The sequence below is a fragment of the Pseudomonas sp. YeP6b genome (assembly GCF_025642995.1).
Taxonomy (GTDB): domain Bacteria; phylum Pseudomonadota; class Gammaproteobacteria; order Pseudomonadales; family Pseudomonadaceae; genus Aquipseudomonas.
Genome location: NZ_CP080090.1, coordinates 5,996,840 through 6,013,810, shown reverse-complemented (window position 1 = coordinate 6,013,810; position 16,971 = coordinate 5,996,840). Strand labels below are relative to the sequence as shown.

Genomic DNA, 16,971 nt, shown 5'->3' with positions numbered 1-16,971 from the left:
AAGGATCTTACCAGCGCTGTACACTCACGCACATGGCAAGGGAGGGGACCCATGGAGCCGATACTGGAATTGGAAAGCGCACGCTTGCTGATGCGCCAATGGCGCGACAGCGACTTGCCGGAATTTGCACGCATGTGCGCCGACCCGCAGGTGATGCGTTATTTCCCGGCCAAGCTCAACCACCTGGAAAGCGCCGCGCTGATCGGCCGGATTCGCGGGCATTTCGCCGAATACGGCTTTGGCCTGTGGGCCTTGCAGCGCAAGGACACCGGCGAATTTATTGGCCTGACCGGGCTGCTGAATGTGAGCTTTGAAGCAGACTTTACCCCGGCGGTAGAAATTGGCTGGCGCCTGGCCCGCGAGCATTGGGGCCTGGGTTACGCCAGTGAAGCGGCCTGGACTGCGCTGCGCTGTGGTTTCGACCGGTTGCAATTGGATGAGATCCTCGCCTTTACCACCGAAACCAATCTGCCATCACAAAAAGTCATGCAGGCCATCGGTATGCATTACGATCCGCAGGCAGATTTTGAACACCCCAAGGTCGCAGCCGATGACCCGCTGCGCCATCATGTTTTGTACCGCATCACCCGCGCCCAATGGTTGGACACGCTGCACGGATAAGCAGCCCGGAATGCCCTATCGATTGTTGTAGGAGTTGCTCTATGAGCCAAGTATTGGAAGATCTGGTGGACTTGCTGACCCTGGAGCCGATCGAGGAAAACCTCTTTCGCGGCCGCAGCCAGGACCTGGGCTTTCGCCAACTGTTCGGCGGCCAGGTGCTCGGCCAGTCGCTGTCGGCCGCCAGCCAGACCGTAGAAGCAGCGCGGCATGTTCACTCCCTGCATGGCTATTTCCTACGTCCGGGCGACGCTTCGTTGCCGGTGGTGTATTCGGTGGACCGCGTGCGCGATGGCGGCAGTTTCAGCACGCGCCGCGTCACGGCGATCCAGAAGGGCAACCCGATTTTTACCTGCACCACCTCGTTCCAGTACGACGAACAAGGCTTTGAGCACCAGACCACCATGCCCGTGGTGGTCGGCCCGGAAAACCTGCCGTCGGAGCTGGAGCTGACCAAGCAGCGTGCGCACCTGATCCCGGAGCACATGCGTGAAAAACTGCTGTGCCCCAAGCCGATCGAAGTGCGCCCGGTCACCGAGAAAGACCCGTACAACCCGCAGCCGTCCGACCCGGTGAAGTTCGTGTGGTTTCGTGCCGACGGCGCCCTGGCCGACTCACCGGCGCTGCATAAATACCTGCTGGCCTACGCCTCGGACTTCGGCTTGTTGACCACCTCGCTGCTGCCCCATGGCAAGACCGTGTGGCAGAAAGACATGCAGGTCGCCAGCCTCGACCACGCGCTGTGGTTCCACGCCGACCTGCGCGCCGACGACTGGTTGCTGTACGCCATGGACAGCCCGTGGGCCGGTAACTCGCGCGGTTTCTCGCGCGGCAGCGTGTACAACCGCGCCGGGCAACTGGTGGCGTCGGTGACCCAGGAAGGGTTGATTCGCCATCGCAAGGATTGGGCATGAGCCTGTCGGACGTAACGCATTGGGTATTTGATATGGACGGCACCCTCACGGTGGCCGTGCATGACTTTGCAGCGATCCGCGTGGCCTTGGAGATCCCACCCGAGGACGACATTCTCACCCATTTGGCAGCGTTGCCGGCTGAGGTGGCGGCGGCCAAGCATGCCTGGCTGCTTGAGCATGAGCGCGAACTGGCGCTCGGTTCGGTTGCCGCTGTGGGTGCGGTGGAGTTGGTGCGCGAGCTGGCTGGGCGCGGTTATCGCCTGGGCATCCTGACCCGCAATGCGCGGGAGTTGGCGCATATCACCCTGGAAGCGATTGGCCTGGCGGATTGCTTTGCCATCGAAGACGTATTGGGCCGCGATGATGCGCCGCCCAAGCCGGATCCGGGTGGATTGTTGAAATTGGCGGCAGCTTGGGATGTTTCTCCCGATGCGATGGTGATGGTCGGGGATTACCGCTTTGACTTGGATTGCGGGCGGGCGGCGGGGACCAAGACGGTGCTGGTTAACTTGCCGGAGAACCCGAGGCCCGAGTTGGCGGATTGGCACGCGGCGGATTGCGCGGTGCTGCGCCAGATGATTTAAACCAAACACCACAAAACCAATGTGGGAGCGGGCTTGCTCGCGAATGCGGTGGATCAGTCACTGATGAGTCGACTGGAACTCCGCATTCGCGAGCAAGCCCTCTCCCACATTTTGCTCCGGTTTCGTCAGCTATTTTTACTTCGGGAACAACGCTTTCTCGCCCTCAGACGAAGTAAACATCCCATCCCCGTCATGCCCAACCCTCGGCACTTCCACCAGCTTCTGGGTCAGTTGCGGATGGCGCGCTTTGAGGTAGTCAAAATAGTTGTGCCCACGAATCAACCGATACGCGCCCTGGGTTTCGGCTTCGCAGCTTTTATCCAGGGCCGGGTGGTTGGGGTCGGTGTCTTGCTGGCCGAGCAGGTAGGTGATGTCGCGTGACACGTAAGCCCGCTCAAGCTGCTGGGCACTCTGGCCCTTGGCGTAGTCCGGCAGGTTTTGCATGCCGTACTTCCAGTCGTTGAAGCCTGGGCAACTGGCCGCGTCGAATTTCACCGGGCGCTGTGGGCTGAAATAGGCGTAGGACGATGGATTGGCCACCACGTAACGCAGGCTGATGCCTTCGGTTTGCAGCATCGGGTGGTCGTGGCCGGTGAGGGCGAAACGCTGCACCACTTGGCCGCCGCCGGAGTGGCCGGCGACTACGATTTGTTTCAGCGCCGGGAACAGTTTGCGGTTGCCCAGGTGCTTGATGATCTGGTCGAGCGCGTCGTAGGAACTGACCTGGCCTGGGCCGGTGGACGGCTCGCCGGCCATCCAGCCATTGCCATTCCAGCGCAGCACCTGATTGCCCAGGTGGTTGCGCTTTATGTCTGACTCATTGAGAAACTGCGGCGCGATCACCAGGGTATTGGCAGCAACCCCGGCGTGTTCGGCTGCATCTTCGCCGCTTTGCAGGTAGGTCTGTGCGTTACGCAGGCGGCCGTGCACGATGATCAGCGCGCGGGTGACGTTGGGCAGTGGCTGGTTCCAGTCTTGGCTCAAACCCAGGCTGAGGTCGCCGGCATCCAGGTGAAAACGATCGGGGCTGACCACCTTGACGCCATGCTCTTTCTCGGCGGCCCAGGTGGAGGAGGAACAGGCAATCATCAAGCCGAACAGCAATCCCAATCGTTTATTCATCTAAAGACTCTTCGCTGTAAACGTGTCGCATTGAGTGATCTGGCCCTGGGCGAAGCCGGTCTTGAACCAGCGAACCCGCTGTGCCGAGGTACCGTGGGTAAACGAATCCGGCACTACGCGGCCCTGACCCTGTTGCTGCAAACGGTCATCACCGATGGCGTTGGCAGCATTCAGTGCTTCTTCAATATCGCCGGGCTCCAGCCAGTTCAGGCGTTTTTGCGCACGGTTGGCCCACACCCCGGCGAAGCAGTCGGCTTGCAGTTCCTGGCGCACCAGCAGGCCGCCGTCGCCTTGCATCTGCCGGCCCTGTTGGCGCGCGGCTTGAATCTTGGCCGAGATGCCCAGCAGCGTTTGCACGTGGTGCCCGACTTCGTGGGCGATCACGTAGGCCTGGGCGAAATCGCCGGCGGCCTGGAAGCGTTGCGACATTTCCCGGAAGAAATCCAGGTCCAAATACACTTGTTGGTCAGCCGGGCAGTAAAACGGGCCGCTGGCCGAGGTGGCGCCACCGCAGGCGGAATTCACCCGGCCACGGAACAAAATCAGTTTCGGGTTCTTGTAGGCCAACCCGTTTTCCTTGAACACCTGGCCCCAGGTGTCCTCGGTATCGCCCAGTACCGCGCGTACAAAATCGGCCTGCTCATCGTTGGCCGGTGGGGCCTGGCGCGATTGCGTGCTTACCGAGGGCGCTTGCTCCACCTGGCCGGTCAACTGGCCGAGGATCTGCAACGGGTCCTGCCCGGTCAGCCAGCCAATCCCGACGATCAGCACGATGGCCGTGAGGCTCAGGCCCTTGCCGCCGCCAAACCGCATGCCGCCACCACCACCGCCGCCACTGTCATCGCGGGCATCTACCACGTTGTCGCTGCGTCGGCCTTTTTTCCATAGCATGGGGCAATCCTCTCGTTGATCCTGTGCTCACTTTTCTAAGAGCAGTGTTGTTGGTGCGTTTGAATGGCGCCAGCCCGGCTGTCCGACAAGAGACGAGAGTTACCTAGTATCGCTGCTGTCAGGCCGTGCAGGCAGGGGCGCCAGATGAACGTTGTGTCAGCAACGCCTAGTCAGTCGCGGCAGTAACCTTCGCCGGTGTCGACGATCAGGCAATCCTTTTTATCCGCCAGCCATTTCAGGCCGGTGGCTTCACCGTCGCCGGCGCTCAACTGCTGCGGGCCGTCCGGGCGGGTAAAGGCGATGCCGTCTTCGTTGGCTTCACCCTTGAAGGTGCCGGAGTCGTCGGCGTCGAGGCCGTATTGCATGGTTAAAAGGTAATGGCCACGGCCGATGCTGTCGTCTTTGGCGATGGTCAGGTTCAGGCCTTCGACACCGATCCACTTGCCGACCCATTTGTCGGTGGGCGGGGTGGCCTGTACCAGGGTGGCTTGCACCGAGGCCGGAGCGGGTTTGGGCGCTTCCTTGGGCTCTTGGTTACAAGCGGTGAGCAGGGCGAGGGCAGAAAGCACAAAGAGTGTTTTTTTCATAGCAGCAAGGCCTTGGTTAAAAAGTGTGCAACGCACGGGTGAACGTGCAGCGTTGGACTCAAATCCCTTGATTTAGTGCGCTGTTCGTACGGTGTTTGGTTATGCTCTTGGGGCGCACGTAGGCCCGGCTGCTAGATTACCGGGTTGAGCGCCGCCGCGTTCAGTGCTCTGGGTTCAACCCGCCATGCAAGAGAATTCAATGACTGTCAGCACACCTCTTTCCGGCGTCAACCATCCCTTCAAAGGCATTCTGCTGATTGTGGTGGCGACATTCCTTTTTTCCAGCCACGACGCCTTGTCCAAATACTTGGCCGGGTTCTACCCGATTGTGATGGTGGTGTGGGCGCGTTACCTGGTGCACACCCTGTTGATGGCCGGCATTTTCCTGCCGCAATCAGGCTTGCGCGTGCTGCGCAGCAAGCGGCCGGGCATGCAGGTGGTGCGGGCGTTGTGCCTGCTGGGCACCAGCCTGTTTTTTACCGCGGCGCTGCATTTCATCCCGTTGGCGGAAGCCACGGCGGTGAACTTCCTGGCGCCGATCCTGGTGACGGCGCTGTCGGTGCCCTTGCTCGGTGAACACGTGACGCGTGGCCAATGGCTGGCGGTGATCTGCGGGTTTGTCGGGGTGCTGATCATCATCCACCCCGGCGGTGAGCTGTTCACGCCTGCGGTGCTGCTGCCGCTGTGTTCGGCGCTGTTCTTCTGCTTCTACCAGTTACTCACGCGCATCCTCAGCCAATACGACACGCCCACCACCAGCAACTTTTTCGCCGGCCTGTGCAATACCTTGGTGATGAGTGCGATGGTGCCGTTCTTCTGGCAGTTGCCCACGGTGTGGCATGGCGTGCTGATGCTGGCGCTGGGCACGTGCGGGATGACCGCCCACTTGATGTTGACCCAGGCCTTCCGCTTCGCGGCGCCGGCTTTGCTGGCGCCGTTCGGCTACTGCCAGATCGTGTTTGCGGGGTTGTTGGGCTGGCTGGTGTTCAACCATACCCCCGACTTGACCACGGTGGTCGGCATCGGGGTGATCTGCATGAGCGGGTTGGCCGCTGCCTGGCAGCAGCGGCGGCGTTGAATCACAGGTCGACGGTAGGAATCTTGCGCGGCGCCATGAAGTACATCCAGATCAGCGCAGTGAAGTACATCGCCGGGATCAGGGTGAACAGCACGGTGTAATTGTTGTTCGTGACCGTGAGGATATGGCCGACGATCTGGGTCATGAACATGCCGCCGATGGCCGCACACATGCCGCCGAAACCGAACACCGTGCTCATCATGTGTTTGGGCGTGTAGTCCATCACCAGGCTCCAGATATTGGCGGTCCAGGCCTGGTGTGCGCCGATGGCCAGGGAGATGGCAAACACCGCGACCCACAGTTGGCTGGAACCGGCCGCCATGATCACGCCGACGATGCAGCAGGCGAACAGCAGCATCGACAACAGCCGCGCCTTGATCGGATTCATCCCACGGCCGATCAGGAACGACGACAGAATCCCCCCACCCACGCTGCCGAAGTCGGCTGTCAGGTAAATGATGATCAGTGGGATGCCCATCTGGGTCACGTTAATGCCCAGGTTGTATTGCTGGTTCAGAAACGGTGGCAGCCAGTACAGGTAGAACCAGAACACCGGCGCGGTCAGAGAGTAGGCGATGGCGAAGGCCCAGGTGCCGCGCATGCGTAGGATTCGGCTGAAGGGGACGCTCGGTTGTTCCGGTTCGACTTCCTGTTGCAGATACTCCAGTTCGCTTTGTTTGACCGTGGGATGGTCTTCCGGGTTGTAGTATTTCAAGCCCCAGAAGATTAGCCAGATCCCGCCCAGCGATGCCATGCCCAGGAACGCCGCCTGCCAGCCCCACACGTGGAGGATCAGCGGCAGCAGCATCGGCGTCATCATCGCGCCCACATTGGTGCCGGCGTTGAAGATACCGGTGGCCACTGCACGCTCACCGGCCGGGAACCACAGCCGCGTGGTCTTGACGCAGGCCGGGTAGTTGGCGGCTTCCGTCAGCCCGAGGATAAAGCGACACACCATAAAGCCTACGGCCGACGTGGCCAGGCCGTGGGCGCCGGTGGCCAGGCTCCACAGCAGCACCGCGCAGAAGAACACGCGCTTTACGCCGACTCGATCAATCAGCCGGCCTTGCAGCACAAAGCCGATGGCGTAGCCGACCTGGAACCAGAAGTTGATGTTGGCGTAGTCCATCGCCGTCCAGCTCATTTCCTTGGCCAGGATCGGTTGCATCACGCCCAGGGCGGCGCGGTCGATGTAGTTCAGGGTGGTGGCGAAGAACACCAAGGCCAGCATGCCCCAGCGCGTCTTGCCCACGGCCATGGCGCCGCGGATTTTGTCGCCGATGCCGGCGTGCGGATTGCTGTGGCGCCCGGCCACGTTGGGAGTTTGCGAAGGCATGAGGTTGTACCCGTTTTTTGAAATTTTTATGGTGTGTTCTGGGTCTTTTTTTCTATGAGGCTGCGTAGTCGATGGTGCGCAGTGGTTAAAAACTCGTCAATTCACTGGGGGTCATTTTGTTCGATAATCGCCCATAAAACTAACCGGTTCGTACATTTCAATTGCTGTGAACAATTTAGCGGCGAATAATTTGCCGTAAATAAGACGAGCTTCATATGCCGGGAGTCGCCCCATGCAACGCTCCATTGCCACCGTTTCTTTGAGTGGAACCCTGCCGGAAAAACTCGAAGCCATCGCCGCCGCCGGGTTTGATGGCGTGGAAATCTTCGAAAACGATCTGCTGTATTACGACGGCAGCCCCCGGGAAGTTAGGCAAATGTGCGCCGACCTCGGCATCGCCATCACCTTGTTCCAACCGTTTCGCGACTTTGAAGGCTGCCGCCGCGACCGCCTGGCGCGCAACCTGGAGCGCGCCGAGCGCAAGTTTGACCTGATGCAGGAACTGGGCACCGACCTGGTGCTGGTGTGCAGCAACGCCTCGGCTGATTGCGTCGGCGATGAGCGCATTTTGCTCGATGATCTTAGCCTGTTGGCCGAACACGCCGGCCGCCGTGGCCTGCGAATTGGCTATGAAGCGCTGGCCTGGGGCAAGCATGTGAACACCTGGCAACAGGTGTGGAACCTGGTTCGTCAGATCGACCACCCGAGCCTGGGTGTGTTGCTCGACAGCTTCCACACGCTGTCGCTCAAGGGCGACCCAAGTGGGATCGCACAGATTCCCGGCGACAAAATCTTCTTTGTGCAAATGGCCGATGCGCCGATCCTGGCCATGGATGTGCTGGAGTGGAGCCGGCATTTCCGCTGCTTCCCGGGGCAGGGCGAATTCGACCTGGCGGGGTTCCTGGCGCCGATCATCCAGAGTGGTTACACCGGGCCGTTGTCCCTGGAAATTTTCAATGATGGCTTCCGCGCGGCACCGACGCGGGCGAATGCAGCCGATGGCTTGCGTTCGCTGTTGTACCTGGAAGAGAAAACCCGCCAGCGCTTGAAGCAGGAAGCGCCCGCTCACCCCGTCGACATCCTGTTTGATACGCCCGCCGCCAGCGAATACGACGGCATCGAATTCCTTGAGTTTGCCGTGGATGAAAACCTTGGCGCCAAGCTCACGCAATGGCTGGAGCGCCTGGGTTTCGTCAAGGCTGGGCAGCACCGCTCCAAGAGCGTGAGCCTGTTGCGCCAGGGCGATATCAACCTGATCCTTAACTGTGAACCCTATTCCTTTGCCCACAACTTCTTCGAAGCCCACGGGCCGTCGTTGTGCGCCACCGCGATTCGGGTCAAGGACAGCGCCAAGGCGTTGCAGCGGGCGGTGGCCTACAAAGGTCAGCCTTATCGCGGCCTGGTCGGGCCCAATGAGCTGGAACTGGCCGCCGTGCGTGCGCCGGACGGCAGCCTGATTTACCTGGTAGACCAAAGCGAAGGCGGGCTGTACGACACCGACTTCAACTTGCAACCGGCCAACGCCTCAAGCGGCGGGCTGCTACGCATCGACCACATGGCCATGGCGCTGCCGGCCGACAGCCTCGACAGCTGGGTGCTGTTCTACAAGAGCCTGTTGGATTTCGAAGCGGATGACGAAGTGGTGCTGCCCGACCCTTACGGCCTGGTCAAAAGCCGTGCGCTGCGCAGCCGTTGCAGCTCGATCCGCCTGCCGCTGAATATTTCCGAGAACCGCAACACCGCCATTTCCCACGCGCTGTCGAGCTATCGCGGCTCGGGCGTGCACCACATTGCCTTCGACTGCGCGGATATTTTTGCCGAAGTCAGCCGGGCCAAAGCGGCGGGCGTGCCGTTGCTGGATATCCCGCTCAATTACTACGACGACCTGGCGGCTCGGTTCGATTTCGACGACGCATTCCTCAGCGAGCTGGCGTACTACAACGTGCTGTACGACCGTGATGCCCAGGGCGGTGAGTTGTTTCACGTGTACACCGAGCCATTTGAGGGGCGGTTTTTCTTCGAGATCATCCAGCGTAAAAACGGCTATGCCGGGTACGGCGCGGCCAACGTGGCGGTGCGCCTGGCGGCGATGGCCAAATCACGCAGTGGCGCGGTGCGCCAGGCGCGGTTATGACGACGCGGCGAGGTGCTTCCTTCGGGGAGCGCCTCGGCCCATAATCGCGGCCTGCACAACAAAAATGGCCGTGAGCGCACCATGACCCTGACCCCCGACCTCTCCGCTGTGTCAGACGCACCGCGCAAGAGTCGTAAGAACAACCCGGAAAAGACCCGCGAAAACATCCTCCAGGAAGCCATCGTCGAGTTTGTCCAGCAGGGCTTGGCCGGCGCTCGCGTGGATGCGATCGCCGAGCGCATCCACACCTCCAAACGCATGATCTATTACTACTTCGGCAGCAAGGAGCAGTTGTACGTCGAGGTGCTGGAGAAGCTCTACGGCGACATTCGTAACACCGAAACCCGCATGAACCTTACCGCCCTGGAGCCGCGCGAAGCGATTCGTCGGCTGGTGGAATTCACCTTTGATCACCATGACCAGAATGTGGATTTCGTGCGCATCGTCAGCATCGAAAACATCAACAACGCCGAGTACGTAAAGCGCTCGGATTCGATCAAAGCGATGAACAGCAATATTCTCGAAGGGCTCGGCGCCACGTTGCGTCGGGGGGCTGAGATGGGGTTGTTTCGCCAAGGGTTGAACCCTTTGGACGTGCATCTGTTGATCAACTCCTTCAGCTTTTACCGGGTGTCCAATCGCCATACGTTCAGTGAGATCTTTCAGATCGAGCTGTCTGATGAGGTGGTTAAACAGCGGCATCGGGAGATGATTTGTGAGTCGGTGATGCGTTACCTGCAGGCCTAATCCTGTGGGAGCTGGCTTGCCTGTGATAACGCTGTGTCAGTCAGATCAATATTGACTGCTCAACCGCTATCGCAGCCAAGCCAGCTCCCACATTTCTTGGATCGGTTTTCTAGAGTTAAGTATTCATGCTCTGGAAGTGCGCCAGCATTCTTTGCGCATCCGGCGCTTGCCCACTGAACAACTCAAACGCCTTCACCGCTTGAAACACCGCCATATTGCCGCCATCCAGCGTGCGGCAACCCAAGGCGCGGGCGTTACGCAGCAGCTCTGTTTCCAGCGGGAAATACACGATTTCCGCCACCCATAACTCAGCCCGCAACAAGGCCGGCGGCACCGGTGTGCCAGGCAGCTTGGCCATGCCCATCGGCGTGGTGTTGACCAGCCCATCCGCCTCGGCCATGGCGTTTTCCAGGTGGTTGCCGACTTGTGCGCGACCGGCGCCGAAACGTTGGGCGAGGTTGTCCACAAGGTCACGGGCGCGGGCCACGTCCACGTCAAAAATGCTCAAGTGTTCCACGCCCTCCGCCAGCAGCGCGTGGGCCACCGCCGCCCCCGCACCGCCTGCGCCCATTTGCACGACACGCTGGCGGGGGACGTCATTCAAATTGCGCCGGAACCCTTCGGCGAAGCCCAGGCAATCGGTGTTGTGGCCGATGCGTTTGCCGCCCTTGAACACCACGGTGTTGACCGCGCCAATGCCTTGGGCTTCGTCGGACAACTCATCGAGCAACGGTAGGATGGCCTGCTTGCACGGGTAGGTAATGTTCAACCCGGTGAACTGCATCATCTCGGCGGCGTCCAGCAGGTCGGGCAGGGCGTTGATGTTCAGTTGCAGCGGTTCCAGATCGATCAGGCGATACAAATAACGCAGGCCCTGAGCGTCACCTTCCTGTTCATGCAGGGCGGGAGTACGGGAGGCTTGGATGCCCGAGCCGATCAGGCCGGCGAGGATGCGCGGTTTCATCGGGCTCATCCCTTGAAAGTGTGGCTGAAGTGTTCCAGGGCCAGGTGGTAGCCGTGGCTACCGAACCCGGCGAGCACCGCCTTGGCGATGGGCGACACAAAGGAGTGATGCCTGAATGCCTCACGTGCGTGCACGTTGGATAAATGCACTTCGATCACCGGCACTTCACTGGCTACCAGCGCGTCGCGAATCGCTACCGAGGTGTGGGTCCAGGCCGCTGGGTTGATCACGATACCGGCGCAACGGGCGCGGGCGCCGTGGATCCAGTCGAGCAATTCGCCTTCGTGGTTGGTCTGGCGGAATTCGATTTTCAGCCCGAGCTTTTCGGCGCTGCGGCCACACAGGGCGGCAATGTCGGCCAGGGTTTCATGGCCGTAGGTGGCGGGCTCGCGGGTGCCGAGAAGGTTGAGGTTGGGGCCATTGAGCACCAGCACGATGGGCGGCATTTTGGGGTATCTCCACACTTATTATTGGTTGTGCGGATAAAATGTACTGGTTGGTTAATTTGGTCAATTGATGGCGGCGGATGTGTTCGATTATCGAACCGATATTCGCAACCGCTGAACAGCAGAATCAGATTAGATATCAATTGAAAGTCATTCTCGACAACGCTTAAGATGCCCGCCTGTTTCCTTAACATTCCAGGGAGTCGGTTTGTCGGACGTGGATCTCAAAGGCCTGTTTCTCAAGCATGCCGATACTCTGCGTGGGTATCTGGCGCGCAAGGTGCGGGACCCGCAGTTGGCCGCCGACCTGGTGCAGGAGAGTTTCCTGCGCCTGGCGGAAAAACCGGCCGGCGAGCGCATCGACAACTCCCAGGGCTATCTCTATCGAACGGCGAGCAATCTGCTGATCGACCATATTCGCCAGGAAGCGCGGCGCAAGACAGACACCGTGCCCCATGAGGCGCTGGCCGAGATTGAAGATGACGTGGCCGGGTTGGAGGCTCAGGCAATGGCGCAGCAGCAGCGACAGGCATTGAAGCAGGCACTGGCGCAATTGCCGGAACGCACGCAGCAGATTTTCCGTCTAAACCGTATCGAAGGTATGACCCACGCCCAGGTTGCCCGGCACTTGGACATCTCTGACAGCTCTGTGCAAAAGCATCTGGCCAAGGCCTTGGCCTATGTGATGCAACGTTTGCAGGACGGCGAGGTGCAGCCATCCGACGAATGAATTACCGAAAAACTTTGCGTCAGACGTCACAGCGTTTACATAACGAAAATTCGAGATTCACACGTGAATAGCCAGGGTCCGCAACAGCACAGCATTACCGAGGCGGCCGCCGAATGGGCGGTGCGCCTGCACGCCGGTGCCCTGACCGAACAGGAGCAGGCCGAGCTGCGCCATTGGATCGCTTGCGACAGCCGCCATGAAGCCGCACTGCGTTTTGCCGAGCAGACGTGGGCCGCCTTGGGCGAGGTACATAAGGATGAGCCGGTGCATCGCCAGCGTCCGGCGTCGCCGCCAGCGCCAGCGCGTCGGCCTAAGCGGCGCCGGCCATGGCAACGCGCGGCGGCGGTCGCGCTGGTCGTAGTGGTGGCAGGTGTTGGCTGGTTGCGTGGGCCGGATGTTTTGCTGCACATGCAGGCCGACTACGTTACCCAGAAGGGCGAAATACGCACAGTGCTGTTGGCTGATGGCAGCAAGGTCGAGCTGGATTCCGCCAGTGCCATCCGCCTGGACTACGACGGCGTACAACGGCGCATCAGCCTGATCCAGGGCTCGGCGATTTTCGATGTGGCGCCGATGACGGGGCAGGAAACGCGACCGTTCGTGGTGCAAAGTGCGGCTGGGCAAACCCGCGCGTTGGGCACGCGGTTTGTGGTCGAACGCGAAGGTGATCGCCAGGCCTGGGTCGGCGTTTTGCAGCACAGCGTTGAAGTTGCGCTGCAAGCCACGCCAAAAAAAGGCCCGAGCGAGCGCGTGCTCAAGCAGGGCCAAGCCGCGCGTTACAGCCCTCAGGACGGCGTGAAGACGCTGGATCAATTTGATGTGGAGCGCGCCACCAGTTGGCGTCGTGGTGTGTTGATCTTTGATCGGCTGCCGTTGGCCAACGTCATCGAGCAACTTAACCGCTATCGCCCTGGGCGTGTGGTGTTAGCCAACTCGGCGTTGGCCGATCGTGAAGTCAGCGGCGTATTCCGTCTCGACATGCTCGACACCGCGCTCGGCACCTTGACCCAGGAACTTCAAGTGCAACGCTTGGACCTGGCGGGCCTGAGCCTGATCTATTGATCAACCGGTGGGAAACCTCTTTCCCACCGCCTGCGATACACCCTCTGCAAAAAACTTTCAAAAAGTCTTACTGACTTCCTGCGCCTCGCACGTCTTGCTAGGTGAGAAGCATTCGCATAAACAAAAAGCTCAGCGCAGGGAACTTAGAAATGTCAGCACTCACCAAGGGGCGTGTCACCGGTAGCCGGTTAGCCCTGGCGATTCACTTGGGCTTGTTTGCCGTAACCGCGCCTGTGTACGCCGCGCAGCCTGCAGCGGGCGCGACCCAACCTGCCGTGCTGACGTTTGATATCCCTGCACAATCCTTGGGCAGCGCGGTGCTGGCCTTTGCCGACCAAGCCGGCCTGCAAGTGCTGTTCGACAGCCAGCGCCTGCAAGGCTTGAACAGCACGGCGCTCAAGGGCAGCTTCAGCGTGCAGGAAGGCCTGGGCCGTTTGCTCGGCGGCGCGCCGGTGGAATATCGCTTCACCGGCGAACGCCAGGTCACCCTCAACCGCGTCGTCGCCGAGCACGACAGCGCCGTGACCGTCGGCACCACCACCATCTCTGGCAACACCAACGGTCAGGCCAGCGACTGGGTGTACCAGAGCCCAAAGTCCGTGGCCGTCATCAGCCGTGACATGATCGACAAGCGCCCACCCCGTCACGCCGCCGACATGCTTGAGGAAACCGCTGGCGTTTATACCGCCGTCGACCAGCGCGACCCAGGCCTGTCAGTGAACATCCGTGGCGTGCAGGACTACGGCCGCGTGAACATGAACATCGACGGCATGCGCCAGAATTTCAACGTCAACGGCCACCAGCAGCGCAACGGCACGATGTTGATCGACCCGGAGTTCATCTCCAGCATCCAGATCGACAAGGGCAGCCAGTCCGGCCAAGGCGGGGCGGCGGTGTTGGGTGGGATCGCCTCGTTCAAGACCTTGGAGGCCAGCGAGTTTCTCAACGACGGTAAGGAGATCGGCGGGCGTTTTCGCGCCGGCAGCGGCATCGGTGAACTGGGTAATGGCACTTACTTCAACGGCAGCGGCGTGTTTGCCTTTGGGGATGAGCGCGGTGATGTGCTGTTGGGGTACAGCGAGCGGCATTTCGGTAATTACCGAGGTGGCACTCACAACGATAAAAACCTTGGCACCAACCTGCGCGCCCGAAAATATGCACCGGCCGCCTTTGATCATTGGCTGAACAGTGAAGTGGGCGATTCGGGCAGCGTCACGCGTTCCCAGATTCTCAAGTTCGGCCTCAATTTGCCCAATGATCAACGGGTGCAATTGAGTTATCTGGAAAGCGATACTGACAGCAACGATACCTGGAGCTACATCACCCAAGATCTGCAGAGTAACTATTATCTGCGCAACAGCAAAAACAACCTCAACGCGAAAAACGTTGCGCTGGATTATCGCTATACACCGGATAACCTGCTGATTGATTTCAAGGCCAAGGCGTATTTCGTCACTACCCAGGAAGACCGCGCCAATGCGCCGAATAGGGCGTCAGCGAGTTCAGGAAACTACACCCCCGGCTACACCGACTATTTTCAAACCGATACCTGGGGCCTGCAGGCTGATAACACCTCGCGCGTTGACCTTGATGCATTTGGCCAATTCAGTTGGAACTACGGTGTGGAGGTCTATCAGGACCGGTTCAAGCCACATAGCAACAAGGTCGAGTCGACTAACGGCACCAGTGGTGCGCTGCCATATGTTGAAGGTGCGAACCCGCTCGGCAAACGAACCATCGGTAGCCTTTTTAACAACCTGCAGTATGAATACGACGGTTGGCTGACGCTCGACGCTGGCCTGCGTTACGACCGTTATCGACTGGAGGGCGAAACCGGGATGACGCTCTACAAGCGCCCTGCGATTGCCAGCAGTGTTGAGGGCGCCCGGCGAGTCGATGAGGTGCTTGATATTGATCGGGAGGAGGGCCGGTTCTCCCCCACGTTTGGCATCGGCATAAAACCCGGGCTCGATTGGTTGCAACTCTATGCGCGCTGGGGGAAAGGCTGGCGCCCGCCAGCGGTCACGGAAACCTTCATGACCGGCCGGCCTCACGGCGGTGCGTCGGGGGAGCGCGTATTTCCCAATCCGTTCCTCAAACCCGAGGAGTCTCGCGACTGGGAAATGGGCGTCAATGTGTTCAAGGAGTCGCTGTTCTTCAACGATGACCGGCTGGGAATAAAAGTTGCCTATTTTGATACCCGGATAGAGAACTTCTCGTTTCTCAACCATAGCGTCACGTTGCCCGAGACTAACGTCGGCGGCTTCACCGGGATCATGGCGTATACCAACAACCTTAACCCGACGCGTTTTCGCGGTATGGAATACCAACTCAACTACGACATGGGCCGCGCCTATACCAACTTGAGTTACACGCACATGATCGGCAGTAATGAGTTCTGCTCGAAGAACTATTACATGGGCGGCGCCAAGAAACGCGGGCGCACGCTCAGTTCCAAATATGAGCGTTATACCCGCCCCAATGGTACGACCGGCACACGACTGGTCAGCACTTATGAGTGGCTGGATGACGCCGCTGCGAACGACAAGGAAAGTTGCGGCCGCATCATGGGCAATGCCACCTACATGCCCGCTGACCGTGGCGCCTTGACCGTAGGCGCGCGATTCCTGGACAAACGCCTGGATACGGGCATGCGGGTGCGTTACAGCTCTGGCAATGGTGAGAACCTGAACAATCAGGGCTACGACTTTATCGACCAGGCGATGTGGCCCAAATACACCGTGTATGACCTCTACGCCAGTTACTGGATGACCGACCATCTGAACATCGCACTGGCGTTGGAAAACGCCACTGACGAAGCCTATTTCGTTGCCATGGGCGACGCCAACAACCTGAGCCTGGCCCGTGGCCGCACCTTGAGTGGAATGCTCGAATACAAGTTCTGATTGGGTGCGCAAGGGCGCAGTCAATAAAAGGTTTTGCCCAAGGGTGGGCAAAAAGTGCGCCGGAGTGCGTGCTGATCAATAGCGTTGTTTATAACGAGGTTCAGTGATGACTATTTCTGTTAATTACGAGTCGGCTCTCGGTTCTATCTCGCTTTCGGACTACCTGACGGATTGGGCGATAGGCTTTGCGACCGCAGGCCACGGCACCGGTAATACCGGCGGCTTCAGCAACGGCACGTTTAGCGGCGACCAATACTCGACTCACGGTGCCCAGGGCTCCGAGTACGCTTTTATTGCCGACAGCAATACCAGCAATGGCCTGCACTATGTGTTCAACCCGACGCTGCCTGCCTCTGCCAACCAGAACCACTACCTGTGGGGCAACCTGGATAACGTCCAGTTGGGCACCGGCCTGAGCGGTGGCAGCGGCAGCGATTTCGACCTGAGCGGCTACAAAGCCGCCTTCAACGGCCTCGACCTGTCTGCCGCTGAAGGCGCGGGTCGTGTGGGTAACGAAGTGCAGAGCGTGATCTACGGCCTGATGCAAGGCAACACCACCGCGCTGGAAAGCGTGCTCAACAACCTGCTGGACGACTTCGGCCTGTCCACCGCATCGACCTTCGACCAACTGGCCGCTGCCGGCCTGGGTCACGCCACGCCATCGGCCGACGTTGCGCTGGTCGGCGTGCAGGACGTGGCGCAGGACTGGGCATTCGCTGCCTGAGTCGGCGGCTGCATGAAAAAAGCGAAGGGGAGATCGCTCTCCCGTTCGCCGCATGACACACCGCCGTCGCCAAGCCTTCTAATTCTTTATCGACGGCGGTGCCAAATTCTGCGCAGCGCCGTATCGCC

The 16,971-nt window shown here is 60.0% G+C and carries 16 protein-coding genes; 10 read left to right on the top strand and 6 right to left on the bottom strand.

From position 1 onward, the window contains the following. The first annotated feature begins 51 nt into the window (after nt 1–51). Genes KZH41_RS27125 through KZH41_RS27115 form a run of 3 tightly spaced genes read left to right on the top strand, consistent with a single transcriptional unit; the run spans nt 52 to nt 2,116 of the window. Complete coding sequence (locus KZH41_RS27125) at nt 52–621, top strand: GNAT family N-acetyltransferase (protein WP_094951660.1); 570 nt, start codon at nt 52–54, stop codon at nt 619–621. Between the two features lie 41 nt (nt 622–662). Next, nucleotides 663–1,532: an acyl-CoA thioesterase II gene (gene tesB / locus KZH41_RS27120; protein WP_263274034.1), complete on the top strand. Its 870-nt coding sequence runs from the start codon at nt 663–665 to the stop codon at nt 1,530–1,532. After that, nucleotides 1,529–2,116 (top strand): HAD family hydrolase, encoded by a 588-nt coding sequence (locus tag KZH41_RS27115; protein ID WP_263274033.1) that lies wholly within the window; start codon nt 1,529–1,531, stop codon nt 2,114–2,116. The genes tesB and KZH41_RS27115 overlap by 4 nt, the downstream gene beginning before the upstream one ends. A 135-nt stretch (nt 2,117–2,251) precedes the next feature. Here the strand turns inward: KZH41_RS27115 and KZH41_RS27110 are convergent, their stop codons facing one another. From KZH41_RS27110 to KZH41_RS27100, 3 genes are all read right to left on the bottom strand, one after another. Beyond that, a complete protein-coding gene (locus KZH41_RS27110) occupies nt 2,252–3,238 on the bottom strand; it encodes a hypothetical protein (protein WP_094951663.1) in 987 nt (328 codons plus the stop codon). Beyond that, nucleotides 3,239–4,129, bottom strand: coding sequence for a neutral zinc metallopeptidase (locus KZH41_RS27105; protein WP_094951664.1), 891 nt, complete (start codon nt 4,127–4,129; stop codon nt 3,239–3,241). 170 nt (nt 4,130–4,299) lie between these two features. Next, nucleotides 4,300–4,716 (bottom strand): membrane lipoprotein lipid attachment site-containing protein, encoded by a 417-nt coding sequence (locus tag KZH41_RS27100; protein WP_263274032.1) that lies wholly within the window; start codon nt 4,714–4,716, stop codon nt 4,300–4,302. Nucleotides 4,717–4,915: 199 nt separating this feature from the next. Between KZH41_RS27100 and KZH41_RS27095 the strand changes: the two genes are divergently transcribed. Beyond that, on the top strand, nt 4,916–5,794 hold the full coding sequence (locus KZH41_RS27095) for a DMT family transporter (RefSeq protein WP_094951665.1): 879 nt from the start codon (nt 4,916–4,918) through the stop codon (nt 5,792–5,794). A 1-nt stretch (nt 5,795) separates the two neighbouring features. Here KZH41_RS27095 and KZH41_RS27090 read toward each other — a convergent pair whose 3' ends face one another. Continuing rightward, nucleotides 5,796–7,130: an MFS transporter gene (locus tag KZH41_RS27090; protein ID WP_094951666.1), complete on the bottom strand. Its 1,335-nt coding sequence runs from the start codon at nt 7,128–7,130 to the stop codon at nt 5,796–5,798. A gap of 232 nt (nt 7,131–7,362) precedes the next feature. Here KZH41_RS27090 and quiC point away from each other — a divergent pair, with 232 nt between their 5' ends. Both quiC and KZH41_RS27080 read left to right on the top strand, forming a co-directional pair. Further along, nucleotides 7,363–9,264, top strand: a complete 1,902-nt coding sequence (quiC, locus tag KZH41_RS27085; RefSeq protein WP_094951667.1) for a 3-dehydroshikimate dehydratase QuiC — start codon at nt 7,363–7,365, stop codon at nt 9,262–9,264. Between the two features lie 81 nt (nt 9,265–9,345). Then, entirely contained in the window at nt 9,346–10,011 is a 666-nt protein-coding gene (locus KZH41_RS27080; RefSeq protein ID WP_094951690.1) for a TetR/AcrR family transcriptional regulator, read from the top strand. 115 nt (nt 10,012–10,126) lie between these two features. Here KZH41_RS27080 and KZH41_RS27075 read toward each other — a convergent pair whose 3' ends face one another. Both KZH41_RS27075 and aroQ read right to left on the bottom strand, forming a co-directional pair. After that, on the bottom strand, nt 10,127–10,975 hold the full coding sequence (locus tag KZH41_RS27075) for a shikimate dehydrogenase (protein ID WP_094951691.1): 849 nt from the start codon (nt 10,973–10,975) through the stop codon (nt 10,127–10,129). Nucleotides 10,976–10,980: 5 nt separating this feature from the next. Beyond that, nucleotides 10,981–11,421, bottom strand: coding sequence for a type II 3-dehydroquinate dehydratase (gene aroQ, locus KZH41_RS27070; protein WP_242152818.1), 441 nt, complete (start codon nt 11,419–11,421; stop codon nt 10,981–10,983). Nucleotides 11,422–11,629: 208 nt separating this feature from the next. On the opposite strand from aroQ, the gene KZH41_RS27065 reads away from it, so the two are divergent. From KZH41_RS27065 to KZH41_RS27050, 4 genes are all read left to right on the top strand, one after another. Further along, nucleotides 11,630–12,151, top strand: coding sequence for an RNA polymerase sigma factor (locus tag KZH41_RS27065; RefSeq protein ID WP_094951669.1), 522 nt, complete (start codon nt 11,630–11,632; stop codon nt 12,149–12,151). Nucleotides 12,152–12,214: 63 nt separating this feature from the next. Further along, nucleotides 12,215–13,213 carry a FecR family protein gene (locus tag KZH41_RS27060; RefSeq protein WP_094951670.1) on the top strand — a complete coding sequence of 333 codons (999 nt, stop codon included), beginning with the start codon at nt 12,215–12,217 and terminating at the stop codon, nt 13,211–13,213. Between the two features lie 149 nt (nt 13,214–13,362). Next, nucleotides 13,363–16,119, top strand: coding sequence for a TonB-dependent receptor (locus KZH41_RS27055; protein ID WP_263274031.1), 2,757 nt, complete (start codon nt 13,363–13,365; stop codon nt 16,117–16,119). 106 nt (nt 16,120–16,225) lie between these two features. Further along, a complete protein-coding gene (locus KZH41_RS27050; RefSeq protein WP_242152812.1) occupies nt 16,226–16,843 on the top strand; it encodes a heme acquisition protein HasA in 618 nt (205 codons plus the stop codon). Nucleotides 16,844–16,971: the final 128 nt, after the last annotated feature.